9 protein-coding genes are annotated in these 15,435 nt (G+C 65.1%); 7 read left to right on the top strand and 2 right to left on the bottom strand.

All coding sequences use genetic code 11. The features are described 5' to 3' along the window. The first annotated feature begins 928 nt into the window (after positions 1-928). Positions 929-2,359 carry an MltA domain-containing protein gene (locus LDZ21_RS19730; RefSeq protein ID WP_244796389.1) on the top strand — a complete coding sequence of 477 codons (1,431 nt, stop codon included), beginning with the start codon at positions 929-931 and terminating at the stop codon, positions 2,357-2,359. A 61-nt stretch (positions 2,360-2,420) separates the two neighbouring features. Then, entirely contained in the window at positions 2,421-3,125 is a 705-nt protein-coding gene (locus LDZ21_RS19735) for a LuxR C-terminal-related transcriptional regulator (protein WP_035966645.1), read from the top strand. Positions 3,126-3,153: 28 nt separating this feature from the next. On the opposite strand, the gene LDZ21_RS19740 is transcribed toward LDZ21_RS19735, so the two are convergent. Next, positions 3,154-4,929: an ATP-binding response regulator gene (locus LDZ21_RS19740; protein ID WP_244796390.1), complete on the bottom strand. Its 1,776-nt coding sequence runs from the start codon at positions 4,927-4,929 to the stop codon at positions 3,154-3,156. A gap of 173 nt (positions 4,930-5,102) precedes the next feature. Here LDZ21_RS19740 and LDZ21_RS19745 point away from each other — a divergent pair, with 173 nt between their 5' ends. From LDZ21_RS19745 to LDZ21_RS19755, 3 genes are all read left to right on the top strand, one after another. After that, positions 5,103-5,879, top strand: coding sequence for a hypothetical protein (locus LDZ21_RS19745; protein WP_244796673.1), 777 nt, complete (start codon positions 5,103-5,105; stop codon positions 5,877-5,879). A 156-nt stretch (positions 5,880-6,035) separates the two neighbouring features. Then, positions 6,036-7,991, top strand: coding sequence for a PhoX family protein (locus tag LDZ21_RS19750; protein WP_244796391.1), 1,956 nt, complete (start codon positions 6,036-6,038; stop codon positions 7,989-7,991). A 501-nt stretch (positions 7,992-8,492) separates the two neighbouring features. Next, complete coding sequence (locus LDZ21_RS19755; RefSeq protein WP_244796392.1) at positions 8,493-10,736, top strand: two-partner secretion domain-containing protein; 2,244 nt, start codon at positions 8,493-8,495, stop codon at positions 10,734-10,736. Between the two features lie 19 nt (positions 10,737-10,755). On the opposite strand, the gene LDZ21_RS19760 is transcribed toward LDZ21_RS19755, so the two are convergent. Then, on the bottom strand, positions 10,756-12,567 hold the full coding sequence (locus LDZ21_RS19760; RefSeq protein WP_244796393.1) for a ShlB/FhaC/HecB family hemolysin secretion/activation protein: 1,812 nt from the start codon (positions 12,565-12,567) through the stop codon (positions 10,756-10,758). A gap of 313 nt (positions 12,568-12,880) precedes the next feature. On the opposite strand from LDZ21_RS19760, the gene mdcA reads away from it, so the two are divergent. Continuing rightward, positions 12,881-14,542 (top strand): malonate decarboxylase subunit alpha, encoded by a 1,662-nt coding sequence (gene mdcA, locus LDZ21_RS19765; RefSeq protein ID WP_035966640.1) that lies wholly within the window; start codon positions 12,881-12,883, stop codon positions 14,540-14,542. Continuing rightward, positions 14,542-15,432 (top strand): triphosphoribosyl-dephospho-CoA synthase, encoded by an 891-nt coding sequence (locus LDZ21_RS19770; RefSeq protein WP_244796394.1) that lies wholly within the window; start codon positions 14,542-14,544, stop codon positions 15,430-15,432. Before mdcA ends, LDZ21_RS19770 begins: the two co-directional genes overlap by 1 nt. The last annotated feature ends 3 nt before the right edge of the window (positions 15,433-15,435 follow it).

Consider the following 15,435-nt stretch of genomic DNA (forward strand, 5'->3'; position numbering starts at 1 on the left):
CCAAGGGGCTCGGAGGACGTGTGCGCTCAGCGGGCGGAAGGTTATTCGGGGCTGTCTACAAGCTGATTGCCACCGATGTTCCATGAAGTAACCACACGCAAGCTGCGTCAGCCAAAGAGCGCTGCTTCCTTTGGTGCGTTTCTCGCGTGGGAGCAGATAAGGCGCTGGAGCGCCAAGTTTCGGCGACAGCCAAGGACGTGACCCGCCCGCGGAGGGAAGTTATTTGCTTGGATGGTCAAAGAAGGAAAGAAGAGATCGGTGTTAACGAGCCAAGGGGCTCGGAGAACGTGGCGCTCAGCGGGCGTGGAAGGTGATTCAGGGCTGTCTACAAGCTGAGTGCCACTGATCTTCTACGAAGTGGCCACACGAGTCATTGCTGCGGGCCAAAAAGGCTGCTCTCTTTGGTTACTTTCTTTGCATGGGACCGGAGTAAGGCGCTAAAGCGCCAACTCTGGTCGACAGCCAAGAAAGTGACCCCCGCCCCGGGGAGGGGCACACTAATAGACCGACACGAAAAATAAGCATCCCAAATGAAAATAGTCGCACCGCCAACTCGAGAAAGACCATGTCAGAACGAGCATCGACCGCCCGATCCGCATCGATAGTTGCAGCAGCGGCACTGCTACTAGCAACCGGCTGCACGACCGCGCCCCCGCCGCAGGCACAAACCGCAGCGCAACAAATCCAGACCGATCAAGACCAACCCAAAGACCAAGAACAATCCCAAATGATCCCCGCAACGCCGACAGGCCCGGAACCTGGCATAACGAACCCCTTGCCAGCGAGCCCATCGGCATCGATAACCGGCACCGCGACCCCTTTCGCGACAAAGAACGCGCTCTATACGCCGGTATCGTTCGCAACCCTCCCCGGCTGGACCAACGACGACGTATCTGAATCCTGGGAAGCATTCAAAAGAAGCTGCTCCGTGCTAGGAGCCAAACCCGCCTGGGCGTCCCCGTGCGCCGCTTCGCGCGGCATCCGCGCAACCGACCGCACTGCCGTCAGGCGCTTCTTCGAGGACAACTTCACCGTCTACCAGATCCGCAACGTAGACCGCACGTCGCGCGGCGTGCTGACCGGCTACTACGAACCGGTGATGCGCGGCAGCCGCCGCTACGATCCGCCCTACGTGTACCCTGTCTACGGCGTCCCCCGCGACATGCTCTTCCTCGATTCGCGCAAGCTCCCGCCGGGCGCCCGCTCCGAACCGATGATGGCGCGCATCGAAGGGCGCACGGTGGTGCCGCTGACCGCGCTGTCGATGAGCCGCGCCAAGGGCGTGTACGCGCTCGACCTCGGCAACAGCGTCCCCGATATCCGCGACAAGAAGCTGCGCTTGCGGCTCGTGGGCGGCCGCATCGTGCCGTATCTGTCGCGCGCGCAGATCGAACGCGGCCGCATCGACGCGCCCGTGCTGGCCTATGTCGCGGACCCCGCGATGCTCTATTCGATGCAACTGCAAGGCGCAGGCAAGATCGTCCTGCCCGACGGCGTGAGCGTCATACGGCTCGCCTATGCGGAACAGAACGGCTACGCGTTCAATCCGCCGGTCGCGAGCGCGCAGAGCAAGGGCCGCAAGATTCTCGTGCGCGGTGTCGAAATCGCGCTCGAAGAAAGCGCGATTTCCGTCGAGAACAAGCCCGATACGGCCACCTCCGACGACACCCCGCAATCCCCGCTGCTGCGCGGCGCGCAGGACGAACCCGCTGCCGACGAGGACGCCTCCCCCGACTCCCCGCTGCTGCGCGGCTTCAACCTGGCCAAAGGCGCGACGCCCGCGGTGCGCCCGTCCCGCGTGAGCACGCCATCGCCGGCGGGTAAGACAGGAAACGCAGGCGCCGCCCCGATCGATTCGCCCCGCGCAACGAACCCGCCGGTCGCGCCGCTCGCGACCGCCGCGCCCATCGCCTATAAGTTCGCGGCATCGGACCCGAGCTACGTCTTCTTCCGCCCCATCCCGGATTCGGCGGCGGGTCCCATCGGCGCGCTCGGGGTGCCGTTGTCGCCGGAGCGCTCCGCCGCGATCGATCCACGCACGACGCCGCTCGGCGCACCCGTATTCGTCGATGCCAGCGAGGGCGGATCGGGGGCATCCATCACGCGGCTTTTGATGGCCCAGGACGCGGGCGGCGCGATTCGCGGCGCGGTCCGCGCGGACTATTTCTTCGGCACCGGCGCACAGGCGCAGCAGAAGGCGAGCAGAATGAAGCAGCCGGCGCAGATGTGGGTCCTGCTGCCGAAAGGACTGCGCATTTCCGCGAAGGAATCGGGCGTGCGCGTGCGTGGCGGGCCGGCGATGCCGAGCGCCGATTGCGTCGTGAGCGATCCGGACTTGTGCGTCGACGATACACAGTGAATGATGCGGTGACGCGCACGCAATTCATCGCGCGTCACGCCATCTGAGCATGGAGACATGCATGAGGTTCCTCGTCGCCGACGACCACGAACTGATCCGTCAGGCTGTCAAGTCGCTGTTGCGCGGAATCGATCCCGACGCGCAATTCGACGACGCCGATAGCTGGGACACGCTCGCCGCCGCCGCACGGCCCGAAGCGAATCACGATCTCGCGATCGTCGATCTGCACATGTCGGGCATGGCGGGCGCGTCGTCGCTAACGGCTCTGCTGAAGGCGAATCCCGCGCTGCCGCTCGTGGTGCTGTCGGCGGAAGAATCCGTCGACGAAATGCGCGCCGTGCTCGCCGCGGGCGCGCTCGGCTTCGTGCCCAAGCGCGAGCCGGCCAACGTGATGCTCAAGGCGATCGAACTCGTGCTTTCCGGCGGCGCGTACGTGCCAATCGAGGCGCTGAGTCTCATCGGCGGATCGCGTGTTGCGCCACCGCGCACGGCTGCCCCTTCGCCGAACACGTCCTGCAGCGGTCCCGCCGTCACGCTTGCGCCGCATCATCTGCATCTGATGGAAAACCTGTCGCCACGCCAGCGCGAAATCATGCGGCTCGTCCACCAGGGCTGCACGAACAAGATGATCGCCCGCGAACTGCAAGTGGCCGAAGGCACGGTGAAGGTCCATCTGTCGGTCATTTTTCGGGCGCTCGGCGTGCATAACCGCTCGTCTGCGATCGCGGTCATCAACGGCTGGCTGCAGGCCGGGCGCGAACTCTGAGCGCGGCGTGCATCGGCGCCACGCGCCGTCACGCCGCCTCGTCCTGGCCGCTTTCCTGCAGCAGCAGATCGAGCGTGCGGCGCAGGCGCGTCGGCGTCACCGGCTTGCGCAGGACCGGCACGCCATCGGCGGCGAGCGCGGACAGTTCGGGCGACGCCATGTCGCCGGTGATCATCACGCACGCAAGCTGATTGTGACCGCGCCGCCGCAGCGTTTCGCGCACCGCGCTGATCGCATCGACGCCCGTCTGATGGCGGCCGATCTGGTAGTCGCATACGAACGCGTCCGGCACGAAGCCCTCGGCGATTGCGCGCACCGCCGAGAGTTCGTCGCGGCAGCCGCGCACGATGCAGCCCCAGCGCGTGAGCAGCGTGCTGAGGGCATCGAGATTGGCGGGATCGTCGTCGACGCACAGGATATGGCGGCCTTCGATCAGCGCGCCCACGGACGGCGGCGCGGTCAAACTCGCGGTGATCAGACTTGCTTCGCCCAGTTTCACGGGCACGCGAACGGTGGTGCCCCGTCCGAGGTCCGAGCGCAGCGTGAGTTCGTCGCCGAGCAGGCGAATCAGGCGGCGCACCGTCGACAGGCCGAGCCCGTGGCCCTGCCGCATCGCATGCTGCGGCAGCGGCACCTGATAGAACTCTTCGAATACCAGCTCGTGTTCGTGCGGCGCGATGCCGATGCCCGAGTCGCGCACTTCGATATGGCAGCGCTCGGGATCGTTGCCATGCCGCACGCCGATCCAGATCGCGCCGCACTCCGTGTAACGCACTGCGTTGGATACGAGATTGATCAGGATGCGTTCGAGCAGCACGGGATCGGTCTTCGCGATACACGCGGTCGGCGCGATGCGGAACGCCAGCCCTTTCGCGGCGGCAGCAGGGCGGAACTGCTTGTCGATGCGCGCGAGCAGTTCCGACAAGCGGAAGTGTTGCGGGATGACCTGCGTGACGCCGCTCTCGATGCGCGCCAGATCGAGCACCTGATTGAACAGGTGATTCAACGCCTCGACATTCGCGATGATATTGCGGGCGGTTTCATCGCGCTCCTCGGGCTTCGCGCCGCGCTCGCATAACGCTTGTGCGAGCAGGCCGATCGCATGGAGCGGCTGCCTGAGGTCGTGACTTGCGGCGGCGAAGAAGCGTGTCTTCGCGCGGCTCGCGTCTTCGATCAGGCACTTCTGGCGCGTGATGGTTTCGGCGAGCCTTTGCTGGTCGACGAGCGCCGCAACGATGCACCGGTGACGCCGCCGGTACTGCGCCGCGACGAGGCACAGCGCGACGCCGAACGCCGCGAGCAGCAGGCCCGTCGTGACAGGGCCATGCGCGGGCTGCACGAGATGCATGGCAACGGCCGGCGTCATCAGCGCCACGACAGCCGCGCACAGGTTCATCGAGCACAGGAAGTTCGACGCATAGGCAAGCCCGGCCAGCGCCACGATCAGGACGATATGAACGGCGAGGGCATCGCTGGAATCAATCTGCGATGCCAACCATATCGAAAGACCGGGCGCACCGTAGAGGACGGCGTTTTCGAGCGCGTGCAGGCGGACCCAGTCACGCGCATCGAGCGCGAACGGACGATGACGACGCCATGCCCACAAGCACAGCGCCGCGAGGTTCGCGATGCCATAGACAGACATGCAGACAAGGGCGATTCGCCTGTCGACTTCGCGGGGTAAGTAGATGGCGCTCAGAAGGACGAGTGCGCAGCCGTGTGCGACGAAGGCAACGGGATCCGCGGCGTACAGCGTATTCGCGAGATCGGTATCGATCTCATTCTGCTCACGATCGCCATGCATGCTGTCATCCCCTTGTCGCGGCGCAACGCTCGGTAACGTCAGCAAGCGGCGGAAGTCTCCGTGCTCGACCGGTTTACCCGAGGGTTTAGGCGACGGCTATCACTTAATCCATATTGGACGATCGGTACGAAAAAACCATACTCCTCGCGTAGCCACCGATATGGGGGGACATGATGGATACCTTGACGATGAACGCCGCGGCGGACGCCGGTTCTGTATCGACGTTGGCCGCGCTCTGGCGGCGCAGAACGCATCTGTCGCACGACGAAATGGTTTCCATCTATACGCTCGTGAAAAGCGCGTTGCGCAGCTACCATCCGCCCGAATTGCAGTCGCTGAGAGAAGACAAGGAAGAGCTGATCGCGCAGTTCATCTATTCGAAGGTGTTGAGGCTCGAACCGGGGCATACGGAATCGCATTCGGGCGAACAGAGCGCGCCATCCACCCGCTATGCCGTATGCGCCTATTTCAGGCGCTTCCTGATCGACTGCCTGCGCAGCGCGAGTTATCAGCGCGACCTGTCGATCGAACTGGACGGCATCGGCCAGCAAGTCGACGAGCACGCTCATGCGGTCGCCGATCCGGTCGAATCGGTGCTCGTGCAATACGGGCTGAGCGAGGCGCGCGTGCGGCTGCTTGCGCGCGATTTCGTCGATGGCCTCGACAAGTACGAGCGGCTCGTGCTGGCCGGCACGCTCGGATGGTCGTCGGGCGGCAAGGGCGGACTGTCGGGCGTCGCGGCGCGGCATCATATTCCGTCGTATCACTATCGCGCGGTGAAGCTCGGCGTGACGGTCAAGAAGTCCGCGCAAAGCGACGACTTCGCGGCCACGAAGATCGGCCGATGGATCAGCGCGACGCTGGGCATCGCGATCAGCGTCGACAATCAGCCGGCGATCTTCATCGTGCTGAACCTGCTCGCCGTCGAGTCCGGTCCCGGGATGGAGTAACGGAGAGACGCCGGGAAAAATTACAACGCGCTGTCAAACGCATTTCACATTCATTTCCTACAGTGTTGCGTCATCCGGCAACCGCGAGTCGCGCAGGCTCGCGGACACGAACTCGATTCGCCGGGAACAACCCACAACAAGGAATTGAATCCGCACATGGCGCAGCTCCACGACCTCTCCCGACGCAAAGCCCTGAAGATTCTTGCTGGCGCACCGATGCTGCCGCTCGGCCTCGCATCCACGTCGCTGCTCGCCGCGTGTGGCGGCAGCGATGTCACGACGCAAGCGCCGGCAGCCGCCGCCGCGTTCACGACGGCTTCGTTCGGCAGCATGGCTGCGCCGTCGCTTGCGAATCCGGATGCGATGGCGACGACCACGGTCGCATCGACGATGACGGCCAGCTTCGCCGATGGCAGCACGCGCAGCTACAAGCTCGCGTATCAGCCGTTCTTCGTCACGGGCGACGTGGTGCCAAACACGGCAGGCGGCAGCATCGTCGCGGGCGGATATTTCGACATCGGCAATCAGCCGATCATCGACCGTTCGGTGGCGGGCAGCGAGCGCCAGTTTTTCTCGGATTGCCCGGACGGGACGTCGCTCATCCGGCTCGACAACCCAACGGTCAAGGGTGTCAAGGGCAACGCGGTGTTCGCGGTCGTGCAGTTCGAGTACACCACGCGCGACCGTGCGAGCGAGGACATGTACGGCAGGCTGCCGTCGCCGATCGCCGTGCTGACGCTCGATCAGGACCCGTCGACGGGCAAGCTCTCGCTCGTGAGCTACGCGAACGTCGATACATCGAAGGCCAACGGTCTGTGGATCACGTGCGGGGCGAGCCTGTCGCCCTGGAACACGCACTTGTCGAGCGAAGAGTACGAGCCGGATGCGGCCACGCTCGCGACCAACACGCAGTTCAAGGCCTACAGCCAGAACCTTTACGGCGATGCAGCGAAGGCCCGCGCGTATCACTATGGTCACCTTCCCGAAGTGACGGTGCATCCGGACGGCACGGGCACCATCAAGAAGCACTACTGTCTTGGACGCATCTCGCATGAACTGATTCAGGTGATGCCCGACAAGCGCACCGTGCTGATGGGCGACGACGCCACGAACGGCGGCCTCTTCATGTTCGTCGCGGACAAGGTAGCGGACCTCTCGGCCGGCACGCTGTACGTGGCCAAGTGGACGCAGACTTCATCGGCGGGCGCGGGCTCGGCGACGCTGACGTGGCTCAATCTCGGCCACGCCACGAGCGATGAGATCGAGGCGCTCGCCAACACGCTGACGATTGCCGACATCATGGACATCGTCACCGACGAAAAGAATCCGCCGAGCGATGCGAGCTACACGCGCATCCACTACAGCGGCAAGTACAACTGGATTCGCATCAAGCCGGGCATGGAGAAGGCGGCGGCGTTTCTGGAAACGCATCGGTATGCGGCGCTGCGCGGCGCGAGTCTCGGCTTCACGAAGCTGGAAGGCACGACAGTCAACGCGAAGGACAAGGTGCTGTACACGGCGATGTCGCAGATCGTATCGTCGATGGTCAGGGGCAATGCGCATAACGTGGATATCGCCGTCGACCACGCGATCAACTCGGGCGCCGTGTATGCGCTGAACATGAAGAGCGGCCAGCGCGATCTGACGGGCGCGGCGATCGACAGCGAATGGGTGCCGGTGGATATGAGCGCGCCGGCTGCCCTCGTCGGCGAGGACATGGCCCCCGATGCGCTCGGCAATACGGCCAATCCGGAGAAGATCGCCAATCCCGACAACATCAAGTTTTCGGAGAAGCTGCGCACGCTGTTTATCGGCGAGGACAGCAGCATGCACGTCAACAACTTCCTGTGGGCGTACAACGTCGATACGAAGACGCTGTCGCGCATTCTCTCGGCTCCGGCGGGCGCGGAATCGACGGGGCTGCATGCCGTCGACGAGATCAATGGCTGGACCTACATCATGAGCAACTTCCAGCACGCGGGCGATTGGGGCAGCGTCCACGCCAAGGTGCAGGCGACGCTCGATCCGCTGGTGCGCGCGAACTATAAGGACCGGTATGGCGCGGCGGTGGGGTATTTGACGGCGGACGCGAGTTCGATTCGGTTGGGGTAGGTTCTCCAGTTTCAGATGGGCTTGGCGGGTGTCCGAAGTCCGGCGCCCGGCCATGTTCATCCTCGCGTTGTTTCAAGCCACGCAGCGCGTTGCATGCACGCTTCGCCATGCTGCTTCACGCCGAATTGCGCCTGTGCAAACGGAAGTGTCCGGACGCTGAAGCAGGCTCGTTAGCAAATCACAGGCCGCAACGAGACGCCAGCTTGTTCGACACAGAGTCCTATTAGCGTCTGCCTCATTGCTGCAAGTGTCCGACGAATGCGTCGATCGACGACGCGTTCATCAGCAGACCATCGTGCTTGCGCAATCTGCGCAACTTCAATCCCACTCCGCTCCACTGACCATTCGCCCTGTCCTCCTCTTACTCCTCATTGAATTTATCCGTTCGGGTTATATTCTGGATACTTCACCGATTCGGTGTGCCACGCAACGGGAGGCGTCATGCGCAATGGGTCGTCTGTTCACGGCTGGCTGGTAAAACCAGCCGCGATCGTTTTCTTAATGGGCGTCTCACTGCCAGTCGCCTTCGCCGCCGGGCCGCTGCCGCAAAACGGCCAGTTCGTCGCAGGCTCAGGCAGCATCACCGCCACCGCCAACCAGGTGAACATCACCCAGGGCACGGCGCGCGGAGTCATCGACTGGAACAGCTTCTCCATCGGCGCGGGCAACAGCGTCAATGTCAACAACGGCTCCGGCGCCACGCTCTCGCGCGTCACCGGCCCGACCGCCTCCGCCATCGACGGCGCGCTCAACGCCACCGGCAGCTTTTATCTCATCAATCCGCAAGGCGTCGTGATCGGACGAGGCGGCATCGTGACGACCGGCGGCCGCTTCGTCGCCGCCACGCTCGATACGCCCAACGACGCATTCATGGCGGGCGGACCGCTGACCTTCTCCGGCACGAGCAACGCTTCAGTCGTCAATCTCGGCAAGATCAGTTCGACCGGCGGCGATGTGTTGCTCATCTCGCTCGCTCACACCGAAAACGCAGGTTATATCGGCGCGCCCAACGGGACGGCCGAACTCGTGACCGGCAACCAGGTATTGCTCAAGGATTCCGCCAGCGGCACGCAAGTCTTCGTGCAGCCGGGCACGCACGGCGATGTCGTGAACAAAGGCTTTATCCGCGCCGCACAAATCCATCTCGAAGCCGCCGACGGAAACGTCTATGCGCTCGCAGGCCGCCACGCGGGACTGCGCGCGACCGGCACCGCCACCCGTGATGGCCATGTATGGCTCGTCGCGCGTGAGGGCGACGTGCAACAGCACGAAAGGATCAGCGCAAAGAACAGCGACGGCACCGGCGGCATCGTCGATACCCTCGCGAGAACCACGGAACTCGAAAACACCACGGTGACCGCCGCGAAGTGGAACATCGGCGTGAGCGAGCTGAACGCCGGGCCTCACAATGCGGCTGCGCTGTCGCAAAGCCTGTCGAACGGCACGTCGGTGCGGGTGAACGCCGACAACGACATCAACATGCTGTCGACACTGCGATGGACCGGCAATGCATCGCTCGTGCTCGCCGCCGGGCATTCGATTCTGCTCGGACCGCTCACCACGATCTCCAACAGCGGCGCGGGCAATCTGTACCTGCGCGCCGATGCCAAAAGCATCGACAACAACGGCAGCGTGAACAACGCGGGAACCATAGACTGGTCGCAGAGCACAGGTGTCGTCGCAGCCTTCTACGATTACAACGGCGCGTTCACGCCCGGCAGCTTGCGCAGCAACGCGTCGTGGAGCGCCGCGCCCTTCAGCGGCCTGAAGACGCAAGTGACGGCGTATCAGCTCGTCAATTCGGTCGCTGAACTCGAGAACATCTCGCAGAACCTGAGCGGAAACTACGCGCTGGGCAAGGACTTGTCCGCGACCGGCTCGTTCACGCCGATCGCGCTCAACGCCACGACCGGCTTCACCGGCCAGTTCGACGGCTTCGGGCATACCATCGACGGCATCTCGTTCAGCACGACGCCCGACTCGGGCTCGCCCCCGCTCGGCATGTTCGCCACGATCGGGGCATCGGGCATCGTGCGCAATGTCACTCTGACGAATGCGTACGCGTCGCCGTGGGCCACGCTCGCGGGACTGCTCGCGGGCAGCAACGCCGGGTTGATCGCCAACGTGCACGTTTCAGGCGAGATGAGCACCGAGGAGATCGGCGCGGGCGCGATCGGCGGCGTCGTCGGCGAGAACTCGGGAACGATCTCGCGCGCCACGAGCAACGTGTCGATGTATGCGCAAGGCTCGATGGGCGGCATCGCGCTGTCGAACTCCGGGCTAATCGTGCAATCGTGGTCGGCCGGAGACTACGGCGGCGGCACGCACGCGCACGTGGGCGGCATCGCCGCAGGGAACGGCACGACCGGCATCATCAGGCAGTCGTATTCGACCGCGAGCGCGGGCGGCGTGACCGACGGCGGGCTGACTGACTACAACTCGGGCAGGATCGAGGAATCGTTCGCGGCGGTGCCCTCGCCCGGCTTGCCGCCCGGCTACGTCGGCGGCATTACGTCGACGAACGTCGGCAACATCGCCAAGGACGTGTACTGGGATCGGGAAGTGTCGGGCCAAAGCGTCGGCGCGGCCACCGGCACGCCGATCCCCGCCGCGAACGGGCTCACGACCGCGCAAATGGGCATGGCGTCGAGCTTCGCGCCCACGTGGAACTTCGCGCCGGGCGGAACGTGGACGTTCATCGAAGGCGTGTCGCATCCGGTCTTGCAGTGGCAAGTGACCAAATAGCGCGATGTGACACGCACCGTCACGAGCCGAGCACGATGTACAGCATCCCGACCGGGGCTTTGGAACCGGCGGGCACGGCGGCGTGCAGCGGAAAGCCGAAGGTTCCGCGCACGTTGATGAAGCGGCTGACCTGAAAGCGGAAGCCGCCGCCGATGCCGACGAGCGATCCGTTGTTCGGCTCCGTCGGCTGCTCGATGCGATTCCACACGCGGCCCGCATCGACGAACACGAAAGGCTGGATCGCGACGCCGCTCGTGCCGATGCTCCACGGCGGCGTGCGTACCTCCGTCTGCACGTTCCAGCCGCGATCGCCCTGCACGACATAGGGCAAGTAGCCGCGCACGCTGCTGTCGCCGCCCAGTCCCATCTCTTCGCTCGGCAACAGGGTGTCGGGCGTCCATTGCAGCATCACCCGTCCCGATGCGATGAATCCGCCGCCCAGCGCAAGATCGCGCTGCGCCGATAGCTGCGCGTACATGTAGCGCGGCGTCGCACCATGCCGCGCGCTTTCGAACGCGGCGTCGCGATTGTCGGCATCGAGCCGACCGGGACTGAGCACGACCGTCGCGTTGGCGCGCGTCTGACCTGATGTATCGCTGCGGCTCAGTTCGTACGCGAGCAGGAACTGATGAATGTGTGTGTTCGAGTTGAACACCTGAAATCCGCCGAACTCCAGATTGTTGTTCGACCGCTTGTAGTCGTAGCCGAACTGCGCCTGCTGCTGCCAGCCCGAGAACGGCGTGAGCCGCCAGTCATAGCGGATGCTGGCCTGAGCCGAAATGCCGGTCTGCCCGTAGCTATCGGGCAGGCGCGGCGTGCTCTGGGCATAGACGCCGAACAGTTCGATGCGATCGTGCCACGGCAGCGGCGCCGAATAATTCAACGCGTGCGCGACGAAGCGCGGACGGTTCGGGCGCCCTTCGATATCCGGGTTGCCGCTCAATGCGTCGTTGCTGGCGGTGACCTGATAGGCGATCTGCTGATCCAGCCCGAAGAGGTTGCCGTAGTCGATGCCCGCGAAGAACCGGTCGCGGCCGAGTTGCGGCACGCCCGCGTTGTCATAGCCCGCGGAGACGCGCATCGGGAAGCGGTCGGCGGTCTGGAGGATCACGTCGGTGGTGCCGTCGGCGTCGCCGGGGGCGTAGATCACATCGACCGCGCGGTAGGGATTCGCGTTGAGCAGCGCAAGCCCGGTGGCGACGTCCGATTCGCGGATCGCATCACCGGCGGTGAGCGGCATGTCGCCGGTGAGGAGCGTATCCGAGAAGTAGCGATTGCCTCGCGGGATCACGCGGCCCAGCCGATAGCTCGCCACCGCGATACGCACGATGCCGTCCGTGACGTCCTGCTCGGGCACGTAGACATCGACGAGCGGCAGCCCCGCTTCGCGATATTGCGCGACCACTGCCCGGCGTATCTCGGCGAGCCGCGCGAACGTGAGCGGGCGATCGAGGTCGGCGGCGAAGCCTTGCAGGAACGCGTCGTCGAGCGGCGCGAGGCCACGCGCGACGATGCGTCCGTCGGCTGCGCGCGCGACGGCGGTCGTCGGCGGCGACGCCCCTGACGCCGACGCTTCGATGACCAGTCCGCGAAGCGCGGCGACCGCGACTTCTGGCGATCCGCTTTGCGGCTCAGGCGGCGGGGGCGGCGCGGAGGGACGAGGGGCGGCGGGCGGCGGCGTGGGACTGACATCGCGATAAGCCTGCGCGTGCGCCAGTGCGCTGGAGAGCAGCAGCGTCGCGAGGCCGAGGCGTGCCAGCAGGCGCGGCGGTGCGGGATGACGAACGCCCGCGAGAATGCGAGCGCGATATGGCGTGAACGGATTGCGCATCTGGCTCCAATGAGGTCGGGCACGTCGACGATCGAATCGGCGTGCTTTGGGTCGAAGCAGCGGCGCGGGTGCGCAGTCAGCGATGTTAAGGGGGAAACGGGATGGGCGCTAGAAGCAGGGTTGAGCGGGCTGCCGCACCCAGCCGCCTCATCCCGAGGGAAAACCCTCCTTCCCCGTCCGTCCCCGCCCCGCCTCGCCGCCCGGCCGCAGCGAGAACAATCATTACCCTCCGGATAACGATCGCATACTCAAGGTGATTGAACCGGCATTTCCCGCTCTTTAGACTCGTCTCATGTCTTCAGCGAGAGCATCCATGTCCGACCAAACTCAAACCCCGTCCCGCTGGGCCACGCGCCGGGCGGACAAGCATCGCCGGCTCGCGCGCGTCGCATCGATCGCGGACGGTATGGTGCTGCCCACCGACCGCATCGTCGACGTATTGCAGGCGCTCGTCGCTCCCGGCGATCGCGTCGTCGTCGAAGGGAACAACCAGAAGCAGGCGGATTTCCTCTCGCGCTCGCTCGCGAAAGTCGATTCCGGCATCGTCCACGACCTGCATCTCATCATCCCCAGCGTAAGCCGCGCCGAGCACCTCGATCTCTTCGAGCGCGGCATCGCTCGGAAGCTCGACTTCGCCTACGCCGGCGCGCAAAGCCTGCGCATCTCGCAGTTCCTGCAGGACGGCATCCTCGAAGTCGGCGCGATCCACACCTACATCGAACTGTACGCGCGGCTCTACGTCGATCTGACGCCGAACGTCGTGCTGTGCGCCGGCTACAAGGCCGATCGCCAGGGCAATCTCTACACCGGTCCCAGCACCGAAGACACGCCCTCGCTCGTCGAAGCAGCCGCATTTCGCGACGGCATCGTGATCGCGCAGGTCAACGAAATCGTCGACGATCCGAAAGACCTGCCGCGCGTCGATATCCCCGGTTCGTGGATCGACTTCGTCGTGCAGTCGGACAAGCCGTTCTTCATCGAGCCGCTCTTCACGCGCGATCCGCGCCTCATCACGCCGATGCAGGTCTTGATGGCGATGATGGCCATTCGCGGCATCTACGAAAAGCATCAGGTGCAGTCGCTCAATCACGGCATCGGCTTCAACACGGCCGCGATCGAACTGATCCTGCCGACCTACGGCGAAAAGCTCGGCCTCAAGGGCAAAATCTGCCGCCACTGGACGCTCAATCCGCATCCGACGCTCATCCCCGCCATCGAGACCGGCTGGGTCGACAGCGTCCACTGCTTCGGCGGCGAACTCGGCATGGAAGCCTATGTCGCCGCGCGGCCCGACATCTTCTTCACCGGCCGCGATGGGTCCATGCGTTCGAACCGCACGATGTGCCAGCTCGCCGGGCAATACGCGGTGGACATGTTCATCGGCTCGACGCTGCAAATGGACGGCGAAGGCAATTCGTCGACGGTCACGCACGGGCGGCTCACCGGCTTCGGCGGCGCGCCGAACATGGGCCACGATCCGCACGGCCGCCGTCATGCAACGCCCGCGTGGCTCGATCTGCTGCAAACGGACAGCCCGCTCGAACGCGGCCGCAAACTCGTCGTGCAGATGGTCGAGACTTTCCAGGCGGGCGGGCAGCCGACCATCGTCGAATCGATCGATGCCGTCGATGTGGGCCGCGAATCGGGCATGGCGCTCGCGCCCGTGATGATCTACGGCGACGACGTCACGCACGTGCTGACCGAGGAAGGCATCGCGTATCTGTACAAGGCGCGCTCGCTCGAGCATCGCAAGGAGATGATCGCGGCGGTGTCCGGCGTCACGCCGATCGGCCTCAGCAGCGACAAGAGCAAGCTCCCGGCGCTGCGCCGCGACGGCTTTGTCGCGCTGCCCGAAGACCTCGGCATTCATCGCAGCGAAGCGAGCCGCTCGCTGCTCGCCGCCAAAAGCATGGCCGATCTCGTCGACTGGTCCGACGGGCTGTACGACCCGCCCGCGCGCTTCCGGAGCTGGTGATGCGCGATGAACTTGCCCTCCGCGCCGCGCGGCCGCTGCGCCCTTCGCCCGAACGCGCCGATCGTCTCGCCGCTCACGTCGTCGAAGCACTGATCGACGAGGTGACGCTCGCCCCGAAGCCCGGCCTCGTCGATATCCGCAGCCGTGGCGCGCATCACGATCTCGACTGGACGCTCATGTGCGTATCGGCGCTGGCGTTGCAGCCGGCGTTCGTCGAGATGGCGCGCGCAGGCATCGACATCGGACCGATGCTCGCGCTGCGCGAACGCATCGGCGCAATCGGGCGTGACGGCGAAGCGCGCATGCTGGACGCGACCGGCGGCGTCAACACGCATCGCGGTGCAATCTGGGCGCTCGGGCTGCTCGTGACCGCCGCCGCACGCGAGCCGTCGAACTTGGCGCCTGATGCGGTCGCCGCGCTCGCCGGATCCATCGCACGCATTCAAGATCGCCACGCGCCAATGCGCACGGGCAACAAGGGCGAACAGGCGTGCATCGACTACGACGTCGGCGGCGCACGCGGACAGGCGCAGGCGGGCTTTCCGCACGTCGTGCACGTCGCGCTGCCGGAACTCGCGCGGTCGCGTATGCGCGGCGACAGCGAAACGTCGGCGCGTCTCAACGCACTGCTCGCGATCATGGCAAGCCTCGACGATACCTGCGTGCTCGCACGCGGCAAACGCGCGGCGCTCGCCGAGATGCAGGACGGCGCGCAACGCGTGCTCGACGAAGGCGGCGCCGCCACGCTCGCGGGACGCCGTCATCTGCGGGCGCTCGACCGGCGTCTCGTCGAACTACACGTATCGCCTGGCGGCGCCGCCGATCTGCTCGCCGCCGCGCTCTTTCTCGACCGGCTTCAAGGCGAAGCAACCGAATCGCAGAACACTTAGGAA

The organism is Caballeronia grimmiae (assembly GCF_022879615.1).
GTDB classification, from domain to species: domain Bacteria; phylum Pseudomonadota; class Gammaproteobacteria; order Burkholderiales; family Burkholderiaceae; genus Caballeronia; species Caballeronia grimmiae.

Coding starts and splice junctions, on each gene's coding strand:
- LDZ21_RS19735 (WP_035966645.1), top strand. CDS start 2,421: ATGAGGTTCCTCGTCGCCGACGACCACGAACTGATCCGTCAGGCTGTC.
- LDZ21_RS19740 (WP_244796390.1), bottom strand. CDS start 4,929: ATGCATGGCGATCGTGAGCAGAATGAGATCGATACCGATCTCGCGAAT.
- LDZ21_RS19745 (WP_244796673.1), top strand. CDS start 5,103: ATGGATACCTTGACGATGAACGCCGCGGCGGACGCCGGTTCTGTATCG.
- LDZ21_RS19750 (WP_244796391.1), top strand. CDS start 6,036: ATGGCGCAGCTCCACGACCTCTCCCGACGCAAAGCCCTGAAGATTCTT.
- LDZ21_RS19755 (WP_244796392.1), top strand. CDS start 8,493: ATGGGCGTCTCACTGCCAGTCGCCTTCGCCGCCGGGCCGCTGCCGCAA.
- LDZ21_RS19760 (WP_244796393.1), bottom strand. CDS start 12,567: ATGCGCAATCCGTTCACGCCATATCGCGCTCGCATTCTCGCGGGCGTT.
- mdcA (WP_035966640.1), top strand. CDS start 12,881: ATGTCCGACCAAACTCAAACCCCGTCCCGCTGGGCCACGCGCCGGGCG.
- LDZ21_RS19770 (WP_244796394.1), top strand. CDS start 14,542: ATGCGCGATGAACTTGCCCTCCGCGCCGCGCGGCCGCTGCGCCCTTCG.